The sequence below is a fragment of the Micromonospora sp. NPDC049047 genome, from assembly GCF_040649135.1.
Classification (GTDB): domain Bacteria; phylum Actinomycetota; class Actinomycetes; order Mycobacteriales; family Micromonosporaceae; genus Micromonospora.
In genome coordinates, this window is sequence record NZ_JBEZEY010000018.1 from 13553 (window position 1) to 38250 (window position 24698).

Below are 24698 nucleotides of genomic sequence, written 5' to 3' on the forward strand. Positions count from 1 at the left end.
CTCGCGTGTCAACCGGGTGCCCCGTGGTACCCGGACGCAGCTCACAACTTATTTGACGACGCAACTATTCCGTCGGCGGCACGGTCCCCGGTGACGCAGGTCACCGCCAGGAACGGACAGGGGTGAACGTGATGGGCCTTTTCGCCAGCTCAGCCCCCCGCCACCGAGGGCAGGACCTGCACCTCCGCCCCGTCACCGACCGGAGTGGCCAGACCGCCGGAATGCCGGCAATCCTCTCCGTCGACGAAGACGTTCACGTAACGGCGCAGCTCGCCCCGCTCGTCACGGATCCGCCGGGACAGCCGCGGATGGTGCGCGGCCAACTCGTCGAGGACCGCCCGCAGCGTGCCGGCGGCGGTGACGCTCAGCCGACTCGCCCCACCGGCCTCGCCGCGCAGCGGACCGGGCAGCAGCACGGTGACCACGTCACACCGTCGCAGCGCGGACGCAGAGCACGTCGGGCAGGTGGGTGGCCACCGTCGACCAGGAGTCACCCTCGTCCCGGCTGGCGAAGACCGAGCCGGAGCGGGTGCCGAAGTAGACCCCACCCGGGGTGGCGTCGTCGGCGCACATCGCGTCGCGCAGCACCGCCGGATAGAACGGCCCCTCGGGCAGCCCCACCGACAGCGGCTCCCACTTGCCGCCGGCGTCGGCGGAGCGGAACACCCGGCAACGGTGGTCGGTCGGGAACCGCTCGCTGTCGGCCACCAACGGGAACGTCCACACCGTGCCGCCCCGCCCCGGGTGGGCCACCATCGGGAAGCCGAAGTCGCTGGGCAGCCCGTCGGCGATCGAGGACCAGGTGCGGCCGTCGTCGTCGGAGCGGTAGACGCCATGGTGGTTCTGCGCGTACAGCCGCTCGGGGTTGGCCCCGTCCCGGGCGACCTTGTGCACGCACTGGCCGAACTCCGGCCACTCATCGGGCATGAAGTAGGCGCGGATGCCGGTGTTGCCCGGCGCCCACGTCGCCCCGGCCTCCTCCGAGCGGTAGACGCCGCCGGTGGACATGGCGACAAGCAGCCGGGCCGGGTCACGCGGGTGTGGCAGCACTGTGTGCACGGCCTGGCCGCCGAAGCCGGCCTCCCACTGCGGGCGGTGCGGATGGTCCCAGAGGGAGCGGACCAGCTCGAAGCTGCGACCACCGTCGGTGGACCGGAACAACGCGGACGGCTCGGTGCCGGCCCAGACGACGTCCGGCTGGTCGGGGCCGGCCGGCATCAACTGCCAGACCCGCCCGAGGGAGACGCCGGTGTCGGCCGGGAACGCGACAGGTGCCTGGTCCGGCTCGTCCCAGGAAGCGCCGAGGTCGTCGCTTGTGGCGACGCTGGGCCCGAAGTGGGAGCTGGCCATGCCGGCGAGCAACCGCGGGGTGGGACGACGGGTGTCGACAGCCACCGCGTAGACCCCGGTCATCGGAAAGTGCGGGCCGGTGATCTCCCAACTGTGCCGGTCATCGGCGCTGGTGGCGAGAAACAATCCCTTGGCCGTGCCGATCGCGAGCAGTGTTGTCATCACGTCCTCCGAACCGTCAGTGAGCAGGTGCGGTGATTATGGCCACACCCTCTGACACGTTCGCGGGACGCTCGCCGGACCCGCTACAGCCACCAGGTGGCTGTGGTGCCGACGGGTTCTCAGTGTTGGACGAGACCGACGACCGGGACCGGATCGACGTGGCCCGTCGAAGGAAGCGTCAGCGCCAGGGCGAGGCCGACGTCGACCACCGCCGATCGGCGCAGGCGCGCCACGTCCGGCAGCGGAGTCCAGACCGACTCGATGGTTTGGCCGTTCGGCTCGGGCCGCGGCGTGCCGCCGACAACGCGGACCCGGTAGAAGATGCCGACATTCTGGTGCTCGATCCGCAACCACGCCTCGGCAGCGGGAATCACCCGCGAATCCACGCCAAGGAGTCGCTCGACCACCGCCTCGTAACCGGTCTCCTCGGCGACCTCTCGGATCACCGCGTCAAACGGATCCTCCGCGTGCTCGACCTTGCCGCCGGGCAGGGTCCAGTGCCTCTCGCCGGTCGATGCCACGTAGTGCGCGAGCAGCACCCGCTCGTCCCTGATGCACACCGCGTACGCCGCCAGCCGGAAACTCAACCCGCACCTCCCCGACGGAACCTATCCCGGTGCTCGTGGAGACAGTGTCCGAGTTTCGCTCGATCGGGGCTATCCCTCCACCGCCCTCGCGGTCCGACGGCGGGGCGCGTGCCGTCGGTAGCTGCTCACTGTGGCGTCACCGGTGATCCAGAAGCGCCACGGAACGTCGTGCGCGGCGGCCACTCCGACTCGCGGCCCGGCTGAGATGGCTGATCTCTCGACCGGCCGGGACGGCGGCGTCAACAGCAGCGGTCCCTCACCATCGAGCAGGGACGTACCGTTGGCCGACGCGGTGATCCCGAGCGCGACCACCAGCCGCGCGGGCCCGCGGGCGAGGTCACGATCGGGCACCCGATCCCCCCGACGCTTTCGGGCGATGTCCAGGCCGTCGACGACCTCGCCGGCGCGCAGCAGGACGGCCGCCGCCTCCCCCTCGGGACCGCACACGATGTTCAGACACCAGTGCATGCCGAACACGAAGTAGGTGTAGGCGTGGCCAGCCGGGCCGAACATGACAGCGGTACGCGGCGTCGGGCCGCGATGGGCGTGCGACGCCGGGTCCTCCCCCGTGCCCGCGTACGCCTCGACCTCGGTGAGCCTGATCCGGACACCACCGGCCGTGATCTCCCAGCCGAGCAGCGACTGCGCCGTCTCGGCTATCTGGGCGGCGGGGGCGTGTAGCCGGGAGTAGTCCACCGTCCCAGGAAACCCCGGGCGACGGAGTTCGGCAAACCGACACCGCTATAGTTCAACAAAGTGTTGACAACGGCATGTTGTTGGTGTGTGCTCGGGACATGACGACGGACGATCCGTTCACCGCACCCCACCCGGCCCACGCCCGCGCCCACCGCACCCACGAGGCGCTGTGGCGGATCAGCGAGCGGCACGCCGGCACCGACGCCCAACGCGGACGCTGGGCCCACCCGCACGTGCTGGACCCCTGGGAGGCGGTGGCCCTGATCACCGCGCTCGCCGCCGGTGGGGCCGAGCGCGAGCCCACCGAGGAACCGGTCGACACGGCCGACCTCACCGCCGCGCTGACCCTGCTGCCGCACGTGCGCGCCGAACTGGACGCCCTGGAGGCCGGGTTGATGACGCTGGCCCGCGATCGGGGATTGACCTGGCAGGCGATCGCGTACGGGCTGGGCCTGGGCAGCGCGCAGGCGGCCCGGCAGCGCTACGAGCGGGTCGCCGCCCGCTCGGCCGAGCCGACCGCCGCGCGGACCGAGCCCGCCACTGACGGACGCCCGGCGTAACCACCGGGTGCCGCTCGCCGTTTGCCTGTCCCGAGCACACGCCACGCTCGTCCGGGCAACTCCCCGAGTCCGTGTTCCGGAAGGTCACGCTCGCGCTCAAAGACCACGCCGGAACGTCACGCTCACGCTCGAACATCACGCCGGAACGTCACGCTCACGCTCGAAGACCACGCCGCAACGTCAGGCTCGCGCTCAAAGGCCACGCCGCAACGTCAGGCTCGCGCTCAAAGGCCACGCCGCAACGTCAGGCTCGCGCTCAAAGACCACGCCGGAACGTCAAGATCGCGCTCAAAGACCACGCCGGAACGTCAAGATCGCGCTCGAACATGGATCTAGTGGCCTTGTTCGCGGCCAAGGCCACTAGATCCTGGATCCAGCACGATCTTGCAAGGGCAGGCGAGCTGAGCCGAGCGAGCTGAGCCGACGCGGCGGTCCTGACGACGTGGCGGCGGCACGTCGCGTGCCGACCGGCGGCCGGGCGGGCAGACTGTGCGCACGACGAGGAGGCACCCATGGAGCGCGCGGAGATGCTGACGTACTGCCTGGCCAAGCCGGGCGCGTGGCTGGACCGGCCGTGGGAGGGCGACGAGGTGGTGAAGGTGGGCAGTCGGATCTTCGCGTTCCTCGGCAGCGACGACGGCAAGCCGCGGGTCGGCATCAAGTGCGGGCCGACTCGCGAGGTGGCCGACGAGTGGCTGCACCGGCACCCCGACGACGCCCAGGTGATGGCCTACATCGGCCGGTCCGGGTGGAACACCCTGCGCCTGGACGGCGGGATCGACGACGAGGAGCTGACCGAGGCGGTCGACGCGTCGTACGACATGGTGGTGGCGAAGCTCCCGAAGCGGGAGCGCCCGACGGCCTGAGCCGGCGTGGCGCCGGCGGCAGACGCCGACGCCACGGCCAGGTCTACCGCGGGACGACCCGCTCGGCGGCCCACTCCCGCCAGGTGGTCAGCCGGTCCGCGGCGGTGGCGAGCTGGTCGGCCACCGGGCCGGGGCCGGTCGAGCCGGGGGTGGTCCGGGCGGCGAGGGCCGACCGGACCGAGAGCACGTCGCGCACCGACGGGTCGAGGTGCTCGCTGATCGCGCTCAGGTCGTCGTCGGAGACGTCGTTCAACTCGCACTCCCGGGCGGCGCAGAGCGCCACCAGCCGACCGGTGATCTCGTGCGCGTCCCGGAACGGCACGTTGCGCCGGACCAGCCAGTCGGCGACCTCGGTGGCCAGCGAGAAGCCGACCGGTGCGGCGGCGACGAGCCGGTCCACCCGGACCGTCATCGTCGAGATCATCCCCGCCAGGGCCGGCAGCAGCAGCTCCAGGGTGTCGACCGCGTCGAACGCCGGCTCCTTGTCCTCCTGCATGTCCCGGTCGTAGGTCATCGGCAGGCCCTTGAGCATGGTGAGCACTGTCACCAGGCCGCCGACCAGCCGGCCGGACTTGCCGCGGGCCAGCTCGGCGATGTCCGCGTTCTTCTTCTGCGGCATGATCGACGACCCGGTCGCGAACGAGTCGTCAAGCTCCACCCAGCCGAACTCGTGCGAGGTCCAGAGCACGACCTCCTCGCCGAGGCGGGACAGGTGCACCCCGATCATGGCGGTGGTGAACAGGAACTCGGCGACGAAGTCCCGATCGGCGACGGCGTCCATCGAGTTGGCGAACGACGTCCGGAAGCCCAACTCCTTGGCCACGGCCACCGGATCCAGCGGAAGCCCCGAACCGGCGAGCGCGCCCGCGCCGAGCGGGCTGACCGCCGCCCGGTGGTCCCAGTCGCGCAACCGCTCCAGGTCCCGCAGCAGCGGCTGCACGTGGGCGAGCAACCAGTGCCCGAAGGTGACCGGCTGGGCGTGCTGAAGATGCGTCATGCCGGGCGCGGCCGTGTCGACGTGCCGTTCGGCCTGCTCCACCAACGCCTCGGCCAGCTCGACCAGCCGGCTGGCCACGCCCCGGGCGTGGTCACGCAGGTAGAGCCGCAGGTCCGTGGCGACCTGGTCGTTGCGGGACCGGCCCGCGCGCAGCTTGCCACCGAGACTGCCGAGGCGCTCCAGCAGACCGCGCTCCAGCGCGGTGTGCACGTCCTCGTCGTCGACTGTGGGACGGAACGACCCCGAGGCGCACGCCGCCTCCAGGTCGTCCAGGGCCGCCAGGATCCGACCCAACTCCTCGGGGTCGAGCAGGCCGGCGCCGGCCAGGACCCGGGCGTGCGCCCGGGAACCGGCGATGTCGTACGGGGCCAGGCGCCAGTCGAACTGCACACTCACCGACAGTCGGGCCAGTGCCTCGGCGGGGCCGCCGGCGAAGCGGCCACCCCACAGGCTCGTCCGGTTGGTGGCTGCACTGTTCTCGGTCAGGCTCTTGTCGTCCACGTCGCCCATCATTGCTCGGCTTGCCTTTCGCTCGCGACTGCGGGGTTCACTCGCTGCGCTCGCCCAGGCCTCGCGCTCGCAGGTGTCACTGTCCGGTACCGCCCATCCGGGCGTCCCGCGCGGCGGCAAGCTGGCTCGGCAGGCCCCACAGCCGCACAAAACCCTTCGCCAGGGACTGGTCGAAGGTGTCGCCGGTGTCGTAGGTGGCCATCTGGAAGTCGTAGAGGCTCGCCTCGGAGCGTCGGCCGGTGACGGTGGCCCGACCGCCGTGCAGGGTCATCCGCACCTCACCGCTGACGTGCCGCTGCGCGTCGTCGATGAACGCGTCAAGCGAGTCCTTCAACGGCGAGAACCACAGGCCGTCGTAGACCAGCTCGCCCCAGCGCTGGTCCACGCTCTTCTTGAACCGGGCCAGGTCCCGTTCCACTGTCACCGCCTCCAACTCCTGGTGGGCGGTGATCAGGGCGATCGCGCCGGGAGCCTCGTACACCTCACGGCTCTTGATCCCCACCAGGCGGTCCTCGACCATGTCGAGCCGACCCACGCCCTGCGCGCCGGCGCGCCGGTTGAGCTCCAGGATCGCCTGGTACGGGGTGACCGTCTCACCGTCGATCGCCACCGGCACGCCGCCGTCGAAGGTGATCACGACCTCGTCAGGGTCGCGGTCCTGCGCCGGGTCGGCGGTGTACGAGTACAGGCCCTCCACCGGGGCGTTCCAGATGTCCTCCAGGAAGCCCGTCTCCACCGCGCGACCCCACAGGTTCTGGTCGATCGAGTAGGGAGACTTCGCCGACACGTCGATCGGCAGCCCCTTCTCCTCGGCGAAGGCGATCGCCTTGTCCCGCGTCCAGGCGAAGTCCCGGGCCGGCGCGATGATCTTCAGGTCGGGGGCGAGCGCGGTCAGCCCCACCTCGAACCGGACCTGGTCGTTGCCCTTGCCGGTGCAGCCGTGCGACACGATCGTCCCGCCGTGCGTACGCGCCGCCGCCACCAGATGCTTCACGATCAGGGGTCGGGACAGCGCCGACACCAGCGGGTAGCGGTCCATGTAGAGGGCGTTGGCCCGGATCGCCGGCAGGCAGTAGTCGGCGGCGAACTCGTCGCGTGCGTCGACCACCTCGGCCGCCGCGGCCCCACAGTCCAGGGCGCGCTGCCGGATGGCGTCCAGGTCCTCGCCGCCCTGCCCGACGTCGACCGCCACCGCGATCACCTCGGCGCCGGTCTGCTCGGCCAGGTACGGAATGGCGACGGAGGTGTCCAACCCGCCGGAGTACGCGAGGACGACCCGCTCGGTCACGGCGTCACGCTCCCGTCACCGGTGTCGTCCCGGCGGGCCCAGCCGGCGAGCTTCTCGCCGAGTGCGGCCCCGCCGACGGCCTCGCGGGCCACGACGAGGATGGTGTCGTCGCCGGCGATGGTGCCGACGATCTCGGGCAGACCCGCCCGGTCCAACGCGCTGGCCAGGTACTGGGCTGCGCCCGGCGGTGTGCGCAGCACGGCGATGTTGCCGCTGGAGTCCACCCCGTTGAGCAGCTCGCGTAGCAACCGCACCAGCCGGGCCGGCGCGGCCTCGGCGTCGCGCAGTGGTCGCTGACCGTCCTCCGGAATCAGGTAGACCGCCGGCCCGTCACCGCCGCGTACCTTGACCGCGCCCAACTCCTCCAGGTCCCGGGAGAGGGTGGCCTGGGTGACCACGACACCGTCGGCGGCGAGCAGGTCAGCCAACTCGGTCTGCGACCGGATCGCCCTGTCGCGGATCAGCTCCCCGATCCGGGCGTGCCGGGCCGCGCGGGTCAGCGGCCCGGTCAACGCCGCTCTCCGCTCGCGTCCAGCAGGAACGCCAGCAGCGCCTTCTGCGCGTGCAACCGGTTCTCCGCCTGGTCGAAGACCGCGCTCTGCGGCCCGTCGAGCACCTCGTCGGTGATCTCCTCACCACGGTGCGCCGGCAGGCAGTGCAGGACTATCGCGTCCGGTGCGGCCTGACCGAGCAGCTCCTTGTTGACCTGGTAGGGCAGGAACGGGGTGACCCGGTCCAGCCCGTCGGACTCCTGCCCCATCGACGTCCAGGTGTCGGTGGCCAGCACGTCGGCGTCGCGTACCGCCTGGGTCGGGTCGGTGAGCACCCGCACCGACCCGCCGGTGTCGGCGGCGATCCGAGTCGCCCGGTCCACGACGGCCGGATCGGGTGTGAACCCGGCCGGCCCGGCGACCCGCACGTGCATGCCGGCCAGCGCCCCCGCCAGCAGGTACGAGTGCGCCATGTTGTTCGCGCTGTCACCCACGTACGCCAGGGTGCGGCCGGCCGTGCCGCCGCACCGCTCCCGGATGGTCAGCAGGTCGGCGAGCAGTTGGCACGGGTGGAACCCGTCGGTGAGCGCGTTGACCACCGGCACGGTGGCGCCCGCCGCCACCTCGGCGATCCGCTCGTCACCGTGGGTGCGCAGCACGATGGCCGCGACGTAACGGGACAGCACACGTCCGGCGTCCGCGAGGGACTCACCCCGACCGAAGTGGGTGACCTGGGTGTCCACGACCAGCGGGTGCCCGCCCAACTCGGCGATCCCGACGTCGAACGAAATCCTGGTCCGCAGACTCTGCTTGTCGAAGAGCACCGCCACCGAACGGGGCCCGGCCAGCGGCCGTTGACCGAACCGGTCCGCCTTCATCCCGGCGGCCAGGTCGAGGACCGAGGACTGCTCGGCCGGCGAGAGGTCGTCGTCGCGCAGGAAGTGCCGGGTCATCGCGTCGTCCTCGTAGTGGTGGTCGTGCGGGCGTCGAGCTGCGGGCCGGCCGCCGCCGGGGCCGTCACGTCCGCCGCGGCGGCCGGGGTGGTCGCGTCCAGCGCGGCGGGCAGGGCGGCGAGGAAGGCGTCGGCCTGCCCGGCGGTGAGGATCAGGGGCGGGGCCAACCGGAGCAGACCCGGCTGCACCGGGTTGACCAGGAAGCCGGCCTCGCGCAGTGCCTCGGCGAGCACCGACGCCACCGGCGCGGTGAGCGCCACGCCGAGCAGCAGCCCGGTGCCGCGTACGTCGGCGAGCAACGGATGGCCAAGCGCCTCGATGCCGCGACGCAGCCGCTCGCCGACCCGTTTGACGTTGTCCAGCAGACCCTCGTTGGCGATTGTCGCCACCACGGCGAGTGCCGCCGCGCAGCTGATCGGGTTGCCACCGAAGGTCGTGCCATGCGAGCCGGGGGTGAGCAGGGCGGCGGCGGGGCCGAAGGCCAGCGTCGCGCCGATGGGCAGCCCGCCGCCCAGCCCCTTGGCCAGCGTGACCACGTCCGGCTCCACGCCTTCGGCCTGGTGGGCGAACCAGTGCCCGGTGCGGCCGATGCCGGTCTGCACCTCGTCGAGCACCAGCAGCGCCCCGTGCCGGGCGGTGATCTGACGCGCCGCGGCGAGGTAGCCGGCCGGCGGAACGATGACGCCGTTCTCGCCCTGGATCGGCTCCAGGATCACCATGGCGGTGGCGTCCGTGACGGCCGCCTCGAGGGCCGCGACATCGCCGTAGTCGACGTGGGTCACCTCGCCAGGCAACGGCCGGAACGGATCGGCCTTGGCCGGCTGACCGGTCAACGCGAGCGCGCCCATGGTGCGGCCGTGGAAGCCGCCGTTGGTGGCCACCACGTGGGTGCGGCCGGTGCGCCGGGACAGCTTGAACGCCGCCTCGTTCGCCTCCGCGCCCGAGTTGGCGAAGAAGACCCGACCGGGTCGGCCGGCGAGCGCCAGCAGCAGCTCGGCCAGGGCCACCGGCGGCTCCGCGACGTACAGGTTGGAGACGTGCCCGAGCGTCGCCACCTGCTTCGACACCGCGGCCACCACGGCCGGGTGGGCGTGCCCGAGGGCGTTCACCGCGATGCCACCGACCAGGTCGAGGTATTCGCGGCCGGCGTCGTCGACCACCACGGCACCCGCACCGGAGACCAGCGCCAGCGGCGGCGTGCCGTAATTGTCCATCATGGACTGCTTCCAGCGCTGCGCCAACGTACTCACGACGCGACCATCCCGTCTCCCGGCACCACCATCGTTCCGAACCCTTCCGAGGTGAACACCTCAAGCAACGTGGAGTGCGCCACCCGACCATCGACGACGTGCGCGGCGGGAACTCCCCCACGCACCGCCCGCAGACAGGCCTCCATCTTCGGCACCATGCCCGACTCCAACCGCGGCAGCAGCTTCGCCAGATCGTCCGCGACGATCTCGGAGACCAGGCTTGTGGTGTCCGGCCAGTCCGCGTACAGGCCGGCCACGTCGGTGAGCACTACCAACTTGCGGGCCCGCAACGCGATGGCCAGCGCGGCGGCGGCGGTGTCCGCGTTGAGGTTGTGCAGCACCCCGTCCGCGTCCGGCGCCACCGTGGAGATCACCGGGATCCGACCAGCCTCGATCAGGTCGGTCACCGCCGACACGTCCACCGACTCGACGTCACCGACCTGGCCGACGTCGACCGGCAGCCCGTCCACGTACGCCGGGCGGCGCACCGCGGTGAACAGCCGGGCGTCCTCGCCGGAGAGGCCCACCGCGTAGGGGCCGTGCGAGTTGATCAGCCCGACCAGTTCGCGACCGACCTGCCCGACAAGCACCATCCGGACCACGTCCATCGCCTCGGCGGTGGTCACCCGCAGACCACCCCGGAACTCGCTGGCGATCCCGAGCCGGCCCAGCATCGCGGAGATCTGCGGACCGCCGCCGTGCACCACCACCGGCTTGAGGCCGGCATAACGCAGGAAGACCATGTCGGCGGCGAACGCCCGCTGCAACTCGGGGTCGGTCATCGCGTTGCCGCCGTACTTGACCACGACAGTGGAACCGGAGAAGCGTGCCAGCCAGGGCAGCGCCTCGATAAGCGTCTCCGCCTTGGACTGGGCCCGGGCGAGATCGGTGGTCAGGCTCACGTCGAGTACGCCGAGTTCTCGTGCACGTACGCGTGCGACAGGTCGTTGGTCCAGATCGTCGCCGCCGCCGTACCCGCGTGCAGGTCGATCCGGATCGTCACGTCCCGCCCGGCCAGGTCGACATTCGAGCGGTCCTCGGCCCCGGCGCCGCCCCGGCACACCCACACCCCGTTGACCGCCACGTCCACCTCGTCCGGCTCGAACGCGGCGGTGGTGGTGCCGACGGCGGCGAGGATCCGACCCCAGTTGGGGTCGTTGCCGAACAGCGCGGTCTTGACCAGGTTGTTGCGGGCCACCGTACGGCCCACCTCGACCGCGTCGTCCTCGTCGGCGGCGTTCACCACGTCGATGGCGACCTCCTTGGTCGCGCCCTCGGCGTCTCCCACCAACTGCTGGGCCAGGTCGTGACAGGCCGCGGTGACCGCGGCGGTCAACTCGGCCGCTGTCGGCTCGATGCCGCTCGCACCGCTGGCCAGCAGCAACACGGTGTCGTTGGTGGACATGCAACCGTCGGAGTCGACCCGGTCGAAGGTGATCCGGGTCGCGGCGCGCAGCGCCTCGTCCAGCGTCGCCGGCCCGGCCACCGCGTCGGTGGTGAGCACACAGAGCATGGTGGCCATGCCCGGCGCGAGCATCCCGGAGCCCTTGGCCATCCCGCCGACGGTCCAGCCGCTGCCCCTCGCCACAGTGGTCTTCGGCCGGGTGTCGGTGGTCATGATGGCCTCGGCGGCAGCCGCGCCGCCGTCGCGGGACAGGCTCCTGACCGCCGTCCGGACGCCGGGCAGCAGCTTCGGCATCGGCAGCCGCTCACCGATCAGGCCGGTCGAGCAGACCGCGACCTCACCGGCACCGAGGATCAGCCGCGGGCTGACCGAGGTCAACACGGCGGCGGTGTGCTCGGCGGTGGCGTGGGTGTCCTGGAAACCGGCCGGGCCGGTGCAAGCGTTGGCGCCGCCGGAGTTGAGTACCACCGCACGGACCACACCACCCTGCACGACCTGCTGGCTCCAGAGCACCGGCGCGGCCTTGACCCGGTTGGTGGTGAAGACACCGGCGACACCGGCGTCCGGGCCGTCGTTGACCACGAGCGCGACGTCAGCGCCGCCGCTGGCCTTGAGCCCGGCGGCCACCCCGGCCGCCCGGAACCCACGAGGGGTGGTGACGCTCATGGGCTGACTCCCCAGATCGACAGGCCCGTCGTCTCCGGCAGGCCGAGCATGAGGTTGGCGTTCTGGACGGCCTGGCCGGCGGCGCCCTTGCCCAGGTTGTCGAGCGCGCTGAGCACGATCAGCCGACCGGAGTCGACATCGACAGTGGCCTGCAGGTGACACGAGTTGGAGCCGAGGGTGGCGGCGGTGTGCGGCCAGCGGCCCTCCGCCAGCACGTGCACGAACGGCGCGTCGGCGTACGCCCGCGCCAGCACCGCCTGCGGGTCGACCCCACGGGCCGGCACCGCCGTGACAGTGGCCAGGATGCCGCGCGGCATCGGCGCCAGCACCGGGGTGAACGACAGACCGGTCGCGCCGGACGCCTGCTTGATCTCCGGTACGTGCTGGTGGGTGCCGACCCGGTACGGCGACAGGTCCCCCTGCACCTCGCTGGCCAGCAGGTGCGGCTTGGCCGCCCGACCCGCGCCGGAGGTGCCGGAGGCGGCGACCACCACCACGTCGGCCGGGTTGGCCGCGCCGTCAGCGATCAGTGGCGCGAGCGCCAGCGTGATCGCGGCGGCGTAGCAGCCGGTGTTCGCCACCCGGGTGGAGCCGGCGATCAGCTCCCGCTGGCCGGGCAACTCGGGCAGGCCGTAGGTCCACTGCCCGGCGTGCGTGCCGCCGTAGTACTGCGCCCAGGCGTACGGGTCGGCGAGCCGGTGATCCGCGCCCAGGTCGACGATCCGTACCTCGGCCGGCAGTTGGGCCGCGAGGGCGGCCGACTGGCCGTGCGGCAGGGCCAGGAAAACCAGGTCCGCGTCGGCCAGGGTCGCCGGGTCGGTCTCGCCGAGCACCAGGTCCAGCCCGGTGAGCTGCGGGTGCACCACGTCGACACGGTGCCCGGCCTGGCTGTGCGCGGTGGCGGCGACCAGGTCGAACTCCGGGTGCCCGGCGATCAGGCGCAGCAACTCACCCCCGGCGTAGCCGCTCGCACCGGCGACCGCGACTCGAATCCCCATACTCACCTCCGCATGACTATGCAGAGAAGATTAACAAGGACGACTCACGAGTGCAAGTTCATGCAGTGCACTGCATGGTGATGTACCAGCCCGCCAAAGCCCCCCACCCCCGTCGATCATGGAGTTGTGGTGGGTGACAAAGCATCCCATATAGCGCCAAACCTGCCACCACAACTCGATGATCGACGGGGCGGGGCGGGGGGGCGGGGCGGGCCGGGCGGGGCGGGGTTGGTGCCTTGCCTTCGCAGTTGGTGGAGGGCTCTGGCCTGGTGATTCTCACCAGGCCAGAGCCCTGATCGCGCAGGTGTACCGCTGACGGACCGGACGACCGTTACGCGCCGCGAAGGGTCGCGCCGAGGCGCTCCGCCGCTACCGCGACCGCCGCGTCCCGGGCCGCTACCGCCTCCTCGACGGTCAGCGTCCGGTCCGGTGCCCGGAACGTCAACTTGTACGCCAGTGACCGGCGTCCCTCGCCGAGCTGCGCCCCGGAGTAGACGTCGAACAGCCGCACGTCCTCCAGCAGCTCACCGGCGCCCGCCTCAAGCGCCCGGCGCACCTGCTCCGCCGGCACCGACTCGTCCACCACCAGGGCCACGTCGATCAACGCGGGCGGGAAGCCGGACACCGTCGGCGCGGAGATCACCGGGGCCGCCGGCAACGCGTCCAGGTCCACCTCCATCGCGCAGGTACGTCGGGGGAGCTCCAGCGCGGCCACCACTGTCGGGTGCAGCTCACCGGCGTGCCCGACGACCGCCCCGTCGACGAGCAGCTCGGCGCAGCGGCCCGGGTGCCACGGCGCGTACTCGGCGGCGCGCACCTCGACCCGCTCGTCCGGGATCCCGGCGGTGGCCAGCACGTCGCGGGCCGCCTCGATGGCGTCCGCCCAGCCGGCCGGTCGACCCGCACCCCACCAGCCGGCCGGGTCGAGGTCGCCGGCGAGCACCGCCGCGACGTGCACCGGCTGCGCCGGCACCACAGCGTCGGCGGCGGCGAACTCCTCGTCGGTGGGTCGGCGGTCCACGCCCATGGCGGGCGGGCTGCCGGCACCGAGACGCGGGTGGAAGACCGCGCCGATCTCGTAGAGGGCCAGGTCGCGGTGACCTCGGCCGAGGTTGCGCTTGAGAACGCCGAGCAGCGGGCCGAGCAGCGTGGTGCGCAGCAGCGGCTCCTCCTCAGACAACGGGTTGGCCAACCGCACCGCGGGCCGGCGCGGGTCGTCGGCCGGCAGGCCGAGCTGGTCGGCCAGCTCCGGCGACACGAACGGATGCGCGAGCACCTCCACGTACCCCCGCTCGGCCAGCGATCCGGCCACGGCCCGGCGGCGACGCTGGCGCGGGGTGAGGCCGCGCCCGGGGGGCGCGGTCGGCAGCACCGACGGGACCTTGTCGTACCCGTCGAGGCGGACCACCTCCTCGACCAGGTCGGCCGGGTCGGTCAGGTCGGGCCGCCAGGTCGGCGGGGTGACGCTCAGCGTCGTCCCGACGCCGCTGGCCACGCCGACCGTGCCCGGATCCTCGGACAGCCGATCGGAGCCCTGCGCGACGGTGCAGCCGACCCGCTCCAGCAGGGCGACCACCCGCGCCGGCGGGTACTCGACCCCGATCCGCCGGGTCGGCAGATCCGCCGGCAGGGTGATCGGGGTACGCGGCCGGACGTGGTCGATGTCCAGGATCTCGGCGCTCGGGGTGCCACCGCCGTGCTCGGTGAGCAGCCGCACGGCACGCTCCAACGCGACGAGCGCCACGGCCGGGTCGACGCCCCGCTCCCAGCGCTTCGCGGCCTCGCTGAACAGCTTGTGCCGGCGGGCGGTGCGCCCGACCATCGCCGGGTCCCAGTGCGCCGCCTCGAAGAGCACAGTGGTGGTGCCGGCGACGACCTCACTGGTCTCGCCGCCCATCACCGCGGCGAGGGAGATCGGACCCGTGTCATCGCAGATCACCATGTCGTCGGCGGTGAGCACCCGGTGGACGCCGTCCAGGGTGGTCAGCTTCTCCCCCGCCTCGGCGCGCCGGACCACAAGTGGCCCGGCGATCCGGTCGGCGTCGAAGGCGTGCATCGGCTGGCCCAGCTCCAGCATCACGTAGTTGGTGATGTCCACCGGCAGCGAGATGCTGCGGATGCCGGCGGTGACCAGCCGCTGCGCCATCCACGACGGGGTGGGCGCGGCCGGGTCGACGCCGCGGACCAGCCGGGCGCTGTACCGGTCGCAGCCGACCGGGTCGCGGACCTCCACCGGGTACGCCGGCGTCTCGGTGCCGCCCGGGGCGGGCACCAGGGCCGGGTCACGCAACGGCACCTCGAACGCGTGCGACAGCTCCCGGGCCAGGCCACGCAGGCTCAGCGCGTACCCCCGGTCCGGGGTGATCTCCAGCTCGAGCACGACGTCGTCGAGGCCGACCACCGGGCGTGCGTCGTCGCCCGGCTTGGCCACCACGTCCGACCCCAGCACGATGATGCCGGAGTGGTCGTCGCCGAGGCCCAACTCCTTCGCGGAGCAGATCATGCCGGCCGAGTTGTGCCCGTACGTCTTGCGGGCGCCGATGGCGAACCCGCCGGGCAGCACACCGCCGGGCAGGATCACCACGACCCGGTCACTGACGGCGAAGTTACGAGCACCGCAGACGATCTCCTGCGGCTCGCCGGTGCCGTTGGCGGCACCCACGTCGACCCGGCAGAACCGGATCGGCTTCTTGAAGCCGGTGAGCTCCTCGATCTCGCGTACCTCACCGACGACGAGCTGACCGGTGACGGTCTCGGCCAGATCCACAACGGACTCGACCTCGATGCCGAGGTCGACAAGGGCCTGCTCCAGATCACCGGTGGGCAGGTCGGCGGGGAGATCGACGTACTCCCGAAGCCAACTGACAGAAACTCGCATGAGTCAGACCACCGTTCCCGTGTCTCGTACCCGCATCGCCTACGCCCCGGTCCCGAGCGCCCGGCTGAACCGCACGTCGCCCTCGAAGAGGTGGCGGATGTCGCTGACCCCGTGCCGGATCATCAGGGTCCGGTCGATGCCCATGCCGAACGCGAAGCCGGAGTAGACCTCCGGGTCGACGCCGCAGGCGCGCAGCACCCGTGGGTTGACCATCCCGCAGCCACCCCACTCGACCCACTGCGGGCCGTCGCGGTGCTCCGGGAACCACACGTCGAACTCCGCAGACGGCTCGGTGAACGGGAAGTAGTGCGGCCGCCACCGGGTCTTCGCCTCCGGACCGAACATCGCCCGGGCGAAGTGGTCGAGGGTGCCCCGCAGGTGCGCCATCGTGATGCCCTTGTCGACCACCAGGCCCTCGGCCTGGTGGAACACCGGGCTGTGGGTGGCGTCGATCTCGTCGGTGCGGTAGACGCGACCGGGCACGATCACGTAGATCGGCGGCTTGCGGCTGAGCATGGTGCGGGTCTGCACCGTGGAGGTGTGGGTGCGCAGCACCAGGCCGGAGCCCTCCGGCGCGATGTGGAAGGTGTCCATCAACCCGCGGGCCGGGTGGTCGGCGGGGATGTTCAACGCGTCGAAGTTGACCCACTCCAGGTCGACCTCGGGGCCCTCGGCCACCTCGTAGCCCATCCCGACGAACAGGTCGCTTATCGACTCCATCAGGGTGCTCAGTGGATGCCGGGCGCCCCGCGGCCGCCGGTCGTAGGGCAGGGTGACGTCCACCCGCTCCTCGACGAGCACCCGCTCGGCCTGCTCACGCTCCACCACCTCGGCGCGGTCGGCGTACGCGGTCTCGATCGCCCGGCGGGCCTCGTTCACCCGCTTGCCGGCGTCGGACTTCGCGGCGGGCGGCAACGCGCCGATCTCCCGGCGGGCGAGGGAGACCGGTGAGCGGTCTCCCAGGTGCACCGGGCGCAGCGCGGTCAACGCGTCCGGGTCGGCGGCGGCCGTGAACGCCTTCGTGGCGTCCGCGACGGCCTCGGCCAGGGCGGCGGGGTCGAGCAGGGCGACCTGCTTCGGGTCGTACGGATCGTTGCGATAGCTCATGGCGTACGGGCACTCCCTCACGGCGGCGCCAGCCCTCAACGGGGCGGCTAAGCGAGTCTACGGACGCGCGGCTTCGCCGCAGCCCGCCGGTAGGAGTTGTGCAGGGAGCAGGTCAGGCCCGCCGCCCGCCGACACCGGCGGGCTGGCTAAACGAACGCCGTTGCGCGTTCATGGACGGACGCTCTCCCCTGCTGTCAGTAGCGCTGGGCGGTGGCCTTCAGCGCTGCGCTCTCGCTGAAGCGTACAGGCACACGGCCGCTGCGGCAGCCAGGTTGAGGCTCTCCGCGCGCCCGTACAGCGGCACCCGCACCCGGGCGTCGGCGGCGGCGGTCAACTCCTCGGGCAGGCCGTGCGCCTCGGAACCGAACAACCAGGCGGTGGGCCCGACCAGCCGACCGTAGTCGGTCATGTCGTCCAGGTCGCTGTCGCCGTACCCGGTGGTGGCGAAGATCGACAACCCGGCGGCGCGCAGCGCGTCGACCACCGCGAGCGGGTCGGGCGCGCGGACCACGTCGACGTGGAACAGGCTGCCGGCCGAGGCCCGAACACACTTGCCGTTGTAGGGGTCGACGGCGTCGCCGGCGAAGACCACAGCGCCCGCCCCGGCCGCGTCGGCGGTGCGCAGCACCGTGCCGGCGTTGCCCGGATCACGGATCTCGGCGAGCACCGCCACCAGCCGGGGCCCGCCCGCGAGGGCCTGCTCCAACGACACGTCCAGGTGCCGGCAGACCGCGACCAACCCCTGCGGGGCGACGGTCTCGGCCAACACGGCGAGGGCCTCGTCGGTCACCTCGGACACCGGCACGTCGGCGCGGGCCGCCGTGGCGGCCAACTCCGGGTGCCGATCGAGGGCGGCGGGCGTACCGAACAACTCGGTGACCACCCCCGGCCGCGCCAATGCCTCGCGGACCGCCTGTGGTCCCTCGGCCAGGAACCGGCCAGCGGCGTCGCGGTCGCGCCGGCGCTGCAACCGCCGGGCGGCGACAATCCTTGGGGTACGCGGGGTGAAGGCCATGATGTGCGCTCCTCCGGCACGATTGAGGCGCCCCCCGGACGGCGGTGCCGACCCGGGAGACGCCTCGCTCTGGTGCGTGGGGATCAGGCGGCCTGAGCCGCCGCGCCGCCGGTGCCCTCGGCCGTGACCGCGGCCCGGGCCAGCTCGACGATCGCCGCGAAGGAAGCGGCGTCGTTGACAGCCATGTCGGCCAGGATCTTGCGGTCGACCTCGATGCCAGCCAGACGCAGGCCCTGGATCAGCCGGTTGTAGGTCATCCCGTTCGCCCGGGCGCCCGCGTTGATCCGCTGGATCCACAGCTGCCGGAAGTCGCCCTTGCGGTCGCGACGGTCCCGGTAGGCGTACTGCATCGAGTGCAGCACCTGCTCCTTGGCCTTGCGGTACAGCCGGGAGCGCTGACCGCGGTAACCGCTCGCGGTCTCCAGCAGGGTACGACGCTTCTTCTGGGCGTTTACAGCCCGCTTGACGCGTGCCATCTCAACTCCTTCTTACGTAAAGGTGGCGCGCGTCAGCGGCCGAGCAGCTTCTTGATGCGCTTGACGTCGGCCTTGGCCACCTCGACCGTGCCGGTCAACCGGCGCGTACGGGTGGAAGACTTGCCCTCCAACAGGTGGCGCTTGCCGGCCTGCTCGGCCACGATCTTGCCACGGCCGGTCACCTTGACCCGCTTGCCCATACCCGTGTGGCTCTTCATCTTCGGCATGTGGAACGTCTTCTCCCCTGTTACTCGCCGCTGGTGTCGGCGGCGAGGCCGGTGTTACCGGCTGCTGCGGTCTCGCCGACCGCCGCGGTCTCATCGGCTACCGGCTCGGCGGACTCGTCCGCTGCCCGGTCCCGAGGTGCGCCGCGGGACGCCGTGGCGGCGACCGCGGAGGCCTTGACGGCCCGGTGCGGGGCGAGAACCATGATCATGTTTCGGCCGTCCTGCTTAGGAGCGGCCTCGACGTATCCCAGGTCCGTGATCTCGGATTCGAGCCGACGCAGGAGCCGGTAACCCAGCTCCGGGCGGCTCTGCTCGCGACCGCGGAACATGATCGTCACCTTGACCTTGTCGCCCGCCTTGAGGAACCGCACCACGTGACCCTTCTTGGTCTCGTAGTCGTGCGGGTCGATCTTCGGCCGAAGCTTCATTTCCTTGATGACGGTCTGCTGCTGGTTACGCCGCGCTTCGCGCGCCTTGAGTGCGCTCTCATACTTGAACTTGCCGAAGTCCATGAGCTTGCACACCGGCGGGCGCGCCATCGGCGCAACCTCGACCAGGTCCAGATCGACGTCCGCGGCCAGCTGAAGGGCGCGCTCCAGCGGGACGATGCCCACCTGCTCACCCTCGGGGCCGACCAGTCGGACCTCACGTGCCCGGATCTGCTCGTTCACGCGTGGTTCGACGCTGATGGGGCCTCCTCGAGTCGTTTCTGCTCAGGTACCGACCCCGGCGGCTCCCAGGTGGGAACCGACCTGGAAAGCAGAAGGCCCCGGCGCATGCCAGGGCCCGCTCGACCGGTCGGCGCGATCACAGGATCACACGTCCGGCGCCGGGACGTGCCCGGAACCGGTGACCGGACCCGGCCACCGTAGCGGCGACTCGGGTGGGAGCAGGCGCTCCGCTTTCAAGGCTGCCTGCTCGCATGCGGAGACAGCCTGGTCGACTCGACAACACTACACCCGCGCCCCGGCCGCCCCCAAACCGGGCACGACCTGCGGCCAAGGCCTCACTCTGGACGACCGCCGCGCGCCTGCTGGATCCACGCGCTATTCCCTGAGACCGCTGCGTCAGCTGCGCCGGGAGGCAAGCAGTTTCAGGAAGTTGTCCAGATCTTGGCGAGGGCCGGGTCAGCGGTCCGGCGGGGTCCGGCCCGGCCAGCGGTCCGGCGGGGTCCGGCCCGGCCAGCGGTCCGGCGGGGTCCGGCCCGGCCAGCGGTCCGGCGGGGTCCGGCCCGGCCCGCGGTCCGGCGCGGTCCGGCCCGGCCCGCGGTCCGGCGCGGTCCGGTGCGGCCGGGTCAGCGGTCAGGCCCGGCTCGGCTCGGCCCGGTCAGCGGTCAGGCTCAGTGCGGCCGGGTCAGCGGTCAGGCTCAGTGCGGCTCGGCCCGGTCAGCGGCCAGGCCCGGTGCGGCCGGGTCAGTGATCGACGGCGCGTTCGGCGAGGCGGGCCTGGTGGGCCTCGTGCAGCCGGCGCAGCGCGCGAACCCCGTCGACGGCGAACTCCTTGTCGGCGGCCTGCAGCGCGATCATCGGCAGCAGGTCATCGTCGTGCAGCTCCAGGCTGGCCCACGGCGCTCCCCGATCGAAGCGGACGCCCCGGACAACCTCCCAGGGCAGCTCGTAGGAACTGATGACGTTACGCACTCGGACGCCCCGCGCGTCCGCCTCCACCCGAGGCCGGGTGAACAGCAGGAAGCCCAGCGCGCCGAGGATGCCCAGACCGATCATGGCGATCTGGTCGCCGCGCTGGAAGCTGCCGTAACCATCGCCGGTCGGGCCACTCAACGACGTGGCGACCAGACCGAACACCACCACCAGGGCAGCCGCCGCCGACCAGCAGACCACGCGGATGCGGCGGGGCTTCAGGCGGACCAGTTCGGTTTCACTCACCCCACCAGTCTGCCACCCGCACTGGCCCATCAAACGCACCACCCGCCGAGCCACCACCCGCCACCCGCCACCCGCCACCCGCCCGCCGCCCGCCGCCCGCCGCCCGCCGCCCGCCGCCCGCCGCCCGCTTCAAGATCGTGCTCGATCCAGGATCTAGTGGCCTCCGTCGAGATCGAGGCCACTACTTCAATGATCGAGCGCGATCTTGCCGGTCTGGGCGCGGCCATCGGGCGTCCGCGCCGCAAGCCCGCACCGCAAGCACCGCAAGCCCGTCACCGCAAGCACCCGCAAGCCCGCACCGCAAGCCCGCACCGCAAGCACCGCAAGCCCGTCACCGCAAGCACCCGCAAGCCCGCACCGCAAGCCCGCACTGCAAGCCCGCGCCGCAAGCCCGCGCCCGCACCCGCCGACACCGGCACCGGCACGGCACCGGCGCCGGCGCCGGCATCGGAGATCCACTCGGGTTCAAGGAAACGGGGGTGTCGCCGGCGTGCGGACACCCCCGTTTCAAGGAACCCGAGTGGATCGAGCGGCAGTGCCGTTTCGGGCACGGGAACCGGTCAGAGGCGGCAGGCGTGGATGTTGGTGACGAGGATGGCGCGGGCGCCCAACTCGTACAGCTCGTCCATGATGCGGTGCACGTCGTCACGGAGCACCATCGCCTGCACCGCCACCCACCCCTCGCGGTGCAGCGGCGACACCGTGGGCGACTCGATGCCGGGGGTGAGCCCGCTGGCCCGTTCCAGCAGGCCGGCCGGCACGTCGTAGGCGAGCATCACGTAACGGCGGGCGACGAGCACCCCGTGCAGGCGGCGCAACAACTGCTCGGCCTGCGGGTGGGCCGGCGCGGCGGCGCGGCGGACCAGCACCGCCGAGGAGCGCAGCAGCGGCTCGCCGAACACCACGAGACCCGCCTGACGCAGGGTGGCACCGGTCTCCACGACGTCCGCGATGACGTCGGCGACGCCGAGGCGTACGGCGTTCTCCACCGCGCCGTCGAGGCGGATCACGTCGGCCTTGACGCCCACCTCACCGAGGTGCCGCTCGACCAGCCCGGGGTACGCGGTGGCGATCCGGTGCCCGCCCAGGTCCTGCACCGAGGCGATGTCGTCGGGGCGGGCGGCGAAGCGGAAGGTCGCCCGACCGAAGGCGAGGTCGACTACCTCTTCCGCCGGCGCGGCCGAGTCGATGAGCAGGTCCCGGCCGGTGATCCCGAGGTCGAGGTCACCGGAGCCGACGTAGGTGGCGATGTCCTTGGGGCGCAGGTAGAAGAATTCGACGTCGTTGGCCTCGTCGCGGCAGACGAGGTCCTTGGGGTCGGTGCGCTGGCGGTAGCCCGCCTCGCGCAGCATCTGGGCGGCCGGCTCGGCCAGGGTGCCCTTGTTGGGAATGGCGACACGCAGCATGACGGGAGTGCTCCTTCGATCCGGATGGCGATCAACGGGTGGGGGCACTCACAGATGTCGGTAGACGTCCTTGAGGTCGAGACCACTGGCGAGCATGAGCACCTGGACCTGGTAGAGCAGTTGGGAGATCTCCTCGGCGGTGCGCTCCGGCCCCTCGTGCTCGGCGGCCATCCACGACTCGGCCGCCTCCTCGACGACCTTCTTGCCGATGAAGTGCACGCCCTTTTCCAGGGCGGCGACGGTGCCCGAGCCCGGGGTGCCGGCGGCGGCCTTGGCCTGCAGCTCGGCGAACAACTCCTCGAACGTCTTCACGGAACGCGATTCTTCCAGCCGCCGGGGCGGCCCCCCACGTCCGGGTCCACCGGAATCCAGCAAGCGGACAATTCCCTACCAGCGCGGTGGGAAGATCTTCGATCGACGCCCATGGAGCTCTACGCTGTCGGCCATGGCCAGCAGCTCACGTCTCCTCGCGCTCACCCTCGCCGGTGCCGCCGTCGTCGCCACCGCCGGGTGCGCGCCACAGGAGGAGAAACCGAACCCGACTGTCACCGCGGCGCCGTCCTGCGCCAAGGACAGCCTGCCCACGCGTACGCCGGGCAAGCTCACCATCGCCACCGACCAGCCCGCGTACGAGCCGTGGTTCACCAAGGACAAGCCGGACAACGGCGAGGGCTTCGAATCCGCCGTCGCGTACGCGGTGGCGGAGAAGCTCGGCTACGCCCGCGCGGACGTCGCCTGGACCCGGGTCAAGTTCGACACCGCCATCGCACCCGGGCCGAAGAACTTCGACTTCGACATCAACCAGTTCTCCATCACCGAGGAGCGCAAGCGGGCTGTCGACTTCTCCGCACCGTACTACCTGGTGCGCCAGACGGTGATCGCGTTGAAGTCGTCCAAGATCGCGGGCCGGAAGTCGTTGGCGGACCTGCGGGACGCCCGGCTCGGCGCCCAGGTCGGCACCACCAGCTACCAGGCGATCACCGACGTGCTGAAGCCGACCCGGCAGCCGCAGGTCTACAACAGCAACGACGACGCCAAGAAGGCCCTGCAGAACGGGCAGATCGACGGTCTGGTGGTGGACCTGCCGACCGCCTTCTACATCACCGGCGCGGAGCTCACCGACGCGACGATCGTCGGGCAGGTGCCGCAGGTCGGCACGCCCGAGGCCTTCGGGTTGCTGCTTGACAAGAACTCGCCGCTGACCTCCTGCGTCACCGGCGCGGTCGGTCAGCTCAGCGAGGCGGGCACGCTCAAGCAACTGGAGCAGAAGTGGCTCGCGCAGGTGGCGGGGGCGGCCGAGCTGCGGTGACGCTCCTGGATCGGGTGCCGTCCGAGGCGCAGCTGCGGCGGTCGGCGTACCGGCGTCGGCAGACCGTCTACAGCGTGGTCGTCGCGGCGGCCTCCACGGCGGCGCTGGGCACGCTACTCGTCGTCGCGGTGACCGGCGCACCGGGTTGGGACCGGGTCCGGCAGTCGTTCCTGGACCCGGCGATCGCCCGGGACGCGCTGCCGGCGGTGCTGGGCGGGCTCTGGCTCAACGTCCGGCTGCTTGTCTGCTGTGCGGTCGGCGCGCTGCTGCTCGGGCTGGTGATCGCGGTGCTGCGGACGTTGCGCGGTCCGCTGTTCTTTCCGGTCCGGGCGCTGGCCGCCGGCTACACCTACACCTTCCGCGGGCTGCCGCTGATCATCGTGCTCTACCTGCTCACCCTCGGTGTGCCCGGCCTGCGGTTGCAGGGCATGCCGCCGGTGCTGGTGCTCGGCGGTCTCGCGTTGGTCCTCACCTACGGCGGTTACCTCGCCGAGGTGTTCCGGGCCGGCATCGAGTCGGTGCATCCCAGCCAGCTCGCGGCGGCCCGTTCCCTGGGCCTGAGCTACCGGCAGACGATGCGGCACGTGGTCCTGCCGCAGGCCGTGCGCCGGGTGGCGCCACCGCTGCTCAACGACGTGGTGGCGTTGCAGAAGGATGTCGGGCTGGTCTCGCTCGCCGGGCCGATCGACGCGGTCCGGGCCGCCCAGATCGCCACCGCCCAGTCGTTCAACTACACGCCGTACATCGTCGCGGGGGTGCTCTTCGTGCTGCTCGCGATCCCGCTGATCGCGGTCACCGACTGGGTGACGCTGCGGGCGGCCCGCCGACAGTCGGGAGGCTGACCATGGCGCTGCTGCGCTGCCGGGGTCTGCGCAAGGAGTTCGCGGGCACCGTCGTCCTCGACCAGCTCGACCTGACGGTCGCCGAGCATCAGGTGGTCGCGCTGATCGGCGCCTCCGGTTCGGGTAAGTCCACCCTGCTGCGCTGCGTGAACCTCCTGGACGAACTCGACGACGGCACCATCGAGCTGGACGGGGAGGACATCTCCGGTCCGCGGGTGGACGCCGACCGGGTCCGTCGGCGGATCGGGATGGTGTTCCAGGCCTACAACCTCTTCCCGCACCTGAGCGTGTTGGACAACATCACCCTCGCGCCGCGGCGGGTACACCGGCGGGCCCGGGCGGAGGCGGAGGCACAGGCCCGGGAGTTGCTCGACCGGGTGGGTCTCGGCGCCCGGGCGGACGCCTACCCGGATCGGCTCTCCGGCGGGCAGCAGCAGCGGGTGGCGATCGTGCGGGCACTCGCGAACTCACCTCGACTGATGCTGCTCGACGAGATCACCTCCGCGCTGGACCCGGAACTCGTCGGCGAGGTGCTGGCGCTGATCCGCGATCTGAAGGCCGACGGCATGACAATGGTGCTGGCCACCCACGAGATGGGCTTCGCCCGTGAGGTCGCCGACCAGGTCTGTTTCCTCGACGCCGGGCGGGTCGTCGAGAGCGGCCCGCCGGAGCAGGTGCTCGGCGAGCCGACCCAGCCCCGGACCCGGCAGTTCCTGCACCGGATCATCGAGGCTGGCCGGCTCTGAACCTGGCCACCGAGGAAGCCGGCCACC

The 24698-nt window shown here is 71.8% G+C and carries 26 protein-coding genes; 5 read left to right on the plus strand and 21 right to left on the minus strand.

From position 1 onward, the window contains the following. Positions 1-149 precede the first annotated feature (149 nt). The 4 genes from AB0B86_RS24435 to AB0B86_RS24450 all read right to left on the minus strand — a co-directional run bounded on the left by AB0B86_RS24435 (position 150) and on the right by AB0B86_RS24450 (position 2795). Complete coding sequence (locus tag AB0B86_RS24435; protein WP_357413151.1) at positions 150-425, minus strand: ubiquitin-like small modifier protein 1; 276 nt, start codon at positions 423-425, stop codon at positions 150-152. Between the two features lies 1 nt (position 426). Further along, the gene (locus AB0B86_RS24440) at positions 427-1512 is read right to left on the minus strand and encodes an exo-alpha-sialidase (protein WP_357419875.1); all 1086 of its coding nucleotides are present in this window, start codon (positions 1510-1512) and stop codon (positions 427-429) included. A 119-nt stretch (positions 1513-1631) separates the two neighbouring features. Beyond that, complete coding sequence (locus tag AB0B86_RS24445; RefSeq protein ID WP_357419876.1) at positions 1632-2099, minus strand: NUDIX hydrolase; 468 nt, start codon at positions 2097-2099, stop codon at positions 1632-1634. Between the two features lie 69 nt (positions 2100-2168). Continuing rightward, a complete protein-coding gene (locus AB0B86_RS24450) occupies positions 2169-2795 on the minus strand; it encodes a DNA-3-methyladenine glycosylase (RefSeq protein WP_357419877.1) in 627 nt (208 codons plus the stop codon). 98 nt (positions 2796-2893) lie between these two features. Between AB0B86_RS24450 and AB0B86_RS24455 the strand changes: the two genes are divergently transcribed. Together AB0B86_RS24455 and AB0B86_RS24460 are read left to right on the plus strand one after the other, a co-directional pair. Next, positions 2894-3355, plus strand: a complete 462-nt coding sequence (locus tag AB0B86_RS24455) for a DNA-binding protein (RefSeq protein WP_357413157.1) — start codon at positions 2894-2896, stop codon at positions 3353-3355. Positions 3356-3867: 512 nt separating this feature from the next. Then, a complete protein-coding gene (locus AB0B86_RS24460; protein WP_357419878.1) occupies positions 3868-4221 on the plus strand; it encodes an MmcQ/YjbR family DNA-binding protein in 354 nt (117 codons plus the stop codon). Positions 4222-4264: 43 nt separating this feature from the next. Here the strand turns inward: AB0B86_RS24460 and argH are convergent, their stop codons facing one another. The 17 genes from argH to AB0B86_RS24545 all read right to left on the minus strand — a co-directional run bounded on the left by argH (position 4265) and on the right by AB0B86_RS24545 (position 22104). After that, the gene (argH, locus tag AB0B86_RS24465) at positions 4265-5728 is read right to left on the minus strand and encodes an argininosuccinate lyase (RefSeq protein WP_357413161.1); all 1464 of its coding nucleotides are present in this window, start codon (positions 5726-5728) and stop codon (positions 4265-4267) included. Positions 5729-5804: 76 nt separating this feature from the next. Beyond that, positions 5805-7016, minus strand: a complete 1212-nt coding sequence (locus AB0B86_RS24470; RefSeq protein ID WP_357413163.1) for an argininosuccinate synthase — start codon at positions 7014-7016, stop codon at positions 5805-5807. Further along, on the minus strand, positions 7013-7528 hold the full coding sequence (locus AB0B86_RS24475; RefSeq protein WP_357413165.1) for an arginine repressor: 516 nt from the start codon (positions 7526-7528) through the stop codon (positions 7013-7015). The genes AB0B86_RS24470 and AB0B86_RS24475 overlap by 4 nt, the downstream gene beginning before the upstream one ends. Continuing rightward, positions 7525-8460 (minus strand): ornithine carbamoyltransferase, encoded by a 936-nt coding sequence (gene argF, locus AB0B86_RS24480; protein ID WP_357413166.1) that lies wholly within the window; start codon positions 8458-8460, stop codon positions 7525-7527. The genes AB0B86_RS24475 and argF overlap by 4 nt, the downstream gene beginning before the upstream one ends. Continuing rightward, positions 8457-9710: an acetylornithine transaminase gene (locus tag AB0B86_RS24485; protein WP_357413168.1), complete on the minus strand. Its 1254-nt coding sequence runs from the start codon at positions 9708-9710 to the stop codon at positions 8457-8459. Before AB0B86_RS24485 ends, argF begins: the two co-directional genes overlap by 4 nt. Beyond that, on the minus strand, positions 9707-10612 hold the full coding sequence (argB, locus tag AB0B86_RS24490) for an acetylglutamate kinase (protein ID WP_357413170.1): 906 nt from the start codon (positions 10610-10612) through the stop codon (positions 9707-9709). Before argB ends, AB0B86_RS24485 begins: the two co-directional genes overlap by 4 nt. Next, entirely contained in the window at positions 10609-11781 is a 1173-nt protein-coding gene (gene argJ, locus AB0B86_RS24495; protein WP_357413172.1) for a bifunctional glutamate N-acetyltransferase/amino-acid acetyltransferase ArgJ, read from the minus strand. Before argJ ends, argB begins: the two co-directional genes overlap by 4 nt. Beyond that, the gene (argC, locus tag AB0B86_RS24500; RefSeq protein WP_357413174.1) at positions 11778-12779 is read right to left on the minus strand and encodes an N-acetyl-gamma-glutamyl-phosphate reductase; all 1002 of its coding nucleotides are present in this window, start codon (positions 12777-12779) and stop codon (positions 11778-11780) included. Before argC ends, argJ begins: the two co-directional genes overlap by 4 nt. Positions 12780-13110: 331 nt before the next feature. After that, a complete protein-coding gene (gene pheT / locus AB0B86_RS24505) occupies positions 13111-15657 on the minus strand; it encodes a phenylalanine--tRNA ligase subunit beta (protein ID WP_357419879.1) in 2547 nt (848 codons plus the stop codon). A gap of 39 nt (positions 15658-15696) precedes the next feature. After that, a complete protein-coding gene (gene pheS, locus AB0B86_RS24510; RefSeq protein WP_357413178.1) occupies positions 15697-16764 on the minus strand; it encodes a phenylalanine--tRNA ligase subunit alpha in 1068 nt (355 codons plus the stop codon). A gap of 217 nt (positions 16765-16981) precedes the next feature. After that, positions 16982-17779, minus strand: a complete 798-nt coding sequence (locus AB0B86_RS24515) for an RNA methyltransferase (RefSeq protein ID WP_357413180.1) — start codon at positions 17777-17779, stop codon at positions 16982-16984. Between the two features lie 83 nt (positions 17780-17862). After that, a complete protein-coding gene (rplT, locus tag AB0B86_RS24520; protein ID WP_007458417.1) occupies positions 17863-18255 on the minus strand; it encodes a 50S ribosomal protein L20 in 393 nt (130 codons plus the stop codon). Between the two features lie 32 nt (positions 18256-18287). Continuing rightward, a complete protein-coding gene (rpmI, locus tag AB0B86_RS24525) occupies positions 18288-18482 on the minus strand; it encodes a 50S ribosomal protein L35 (protein WP_110566082.1) in 195 nt (64 codons plus the stop codon). A 20-nt stretch (positions 18483-18502) separates the two neighbouring features. Continuing rightward, positions 18503-19153: a translation initiation factor IF-3 gene (infC, locus tag AB0B86_RS24530; RefSeq protein ID WP_184184747.1), complete on the minus strand. Its 651-nt coding sequence runs from the start codon at positions 19151-19153 to the stop codon at positions 18503-18505. 741 nt (positions 19154-19894) lie between these two features. Beyond that, the gene (locus tag AB0B86_RS24535) at positions 19895-20368 is read right to left on the minus strand and encodes a PH domain-containing protein (RefSeq protein WP_357413188.1); all 474 of its coding nucleotides are present in this window, start codon (positions 20366-20368) and stop codon (positions 19895-19897) included. 560 nt (positions 20369-20928) lie between these two features. After that, entirely contained in the window at positions 20929-21774 is an 846-nt protein-coding gene (gene hisG, locus AB0B86_RS24540; protein WP_357411575.1) for an ATP phosphoribosyltransferase, read from the minus strand. A gap of 48 nt (positions 21775-21822) precedes the next feature. Then, complete coding sequence (locus AB0B86_RS24545; protein WP_357411619.1) at positions 21823-22104, minus strand: phosphoribosyl-ATP diphosphatase; 282 nt, start codon at positions 22102-22104, stop codon at positions 21823-21825. A 115-nt stretch (positions 22105-22219) separates the two neighbouring features. On the opposite strand from AB0B86_RS24545, the gene AB0B86_RS24550 reads away from it, so the two are divergent. From AB0B86_RS24550 to AB0B86_RS24560, 3 genes are read left to right on the plus strand one after another with little or no spacing between them, the layout of a single operon-like run. Continuing rightward, the gene (locus tag AB0B86_RS24550) at positions 22220-23083 is read left to right on the plus strand and encodes an ABC transporter substrate-binding protein (protein WP_357411576.1); all 864 of its coding nucleotides are present in this window, start codon (positions 22220-22222) and stop codon (positions 23081-23083) included. 5 nt (positions 23084-23088) lie between these two features. Continuing rightward, positions 23089-23925, plus strand: coding sequence for an amino acid ABC transporter permease (locus AB0B86_RS24555; RefSeq protein WP_357411620.1), 837 nt, complete (start codon positions 23089-23091; stop codon positions 23923-23925). Positions 23926-23927: 2 nt separating this feature from the next. Continuing rightward, positions 23928-24671, plus strand: coding sequence for an amino acid ABC transporter ATP-binding protein (locus AB0B86_RS24560; RefSeq protein ID WP_357411577.1), 744 nt, complete (start codon positions 23928-23930; stop codon positions 24669-24671). Positions 24672-24698 lie beyond the last annotated feature (27 nt).

Bases quoted from the DNA above. Each gene is read 5' to 3' on its own strand.
- AB0B86_RS24440 (WP_357419875.1), bottom strand. From the start codon at position 1,512: ATGACAACACTGCTCGCGATCGGCACGGCCAAGGGATTGTTTCTCGCC.
- AB0B86_RS24455 (WP_357413157.1), top strand. From the start codon at position 2,894: ATGACGACGGACGATCCGTTCACCGCACCCCACCCGGCCCACGCCCGC.
- AB0B86_RS24460 (WP_357419878.1), top strand. From the start codon at position 3,868: ATGGAGCGCGCGGAGATGCTGACGTACTGCCTGGCCAAGCCGGGCGCG.
- argH (WP_357413161.1), bottom strand. From the start codon at position 5,728: ATGGGCGACGTGGACGACAAGAGCCTGACCGAGAACAGTGCAGCCACC.
- argF (WP_357413166.1), bottom strand. From the start codon at position 8,460: ATGACCCGGCACTTCCTGCGCGACGACGACCTCTCGCCGGCCGAGCAG.
- argJ (WP_357413172.1), bottom strand. From the start codon at position 11,781: ATGAGCGTCACCACCCCTCGTGGGTTCCGGGCGGCCGGGGTGGCCGCC.
- argC (WP_357413174.1), bottom strand. From the start codon at position 12,779: ATGGGGATTCGAGTCGCGGTCGCCGGTGCGAGCGGCTACGCCGGGGGT.
- pheT (WP_357419879.1), bottom strand. From the start codon at position 15,657: ATGCGAGTTTCTGTCAGTTGGCTTCGGGAGTACGTCGATCTCCCCGCC.
- pheS (WP_357413178.1), bottom strand. From the start codon at position 16,764: ATGAGCTATCGCAACGATCCGTACGACCCGAAGCAGGTCGCCCTGCTC.
- AB0B86_RS24515 (WP_357413180.1), bottom strand. From the start codon at position 17,779: ATGGCCTTCACCCCGCGTACCCCAAGGATTGTCGCCGCCCGGCGGTTG.
- rplT (WP_007458417.1), bottom strand. From the start codon at position 18,255: ATGGCACGCGTCAAGCGGGCTGTAAACGCCCAGAAGAAGCGTCGTACC.
- rpmI (WP_110566082.1), bottom strand. From the start codon at position 18,482: ATGCCGAAGATGAAGAGCCACACGGGTATGGGCAAGCGGGTCAAGGTG.
- hisG (WP_357411575.1), bottom strand. From the start codon at position 21,774: ATGCTGCGTGTCGCCATTCCCAACAAGGGCACCCTGGCCGAGCCGGCC.
- AB0B86_RS24550 (WP_357411576.1), top strand. From the start codon at position 22,220: ATGGCCAGCAGCTCACGTCTCCTCGCGCTCACCCTCGCCGGTGCCGCC.
- AB0B86_RS24560 (WP_357411577.1), top strand. From the start codon at position 23,928: ATGGCGCTGCTGCGCTGCCGGGGTCTGCGCAAGGAGTTCGCGGGCACC.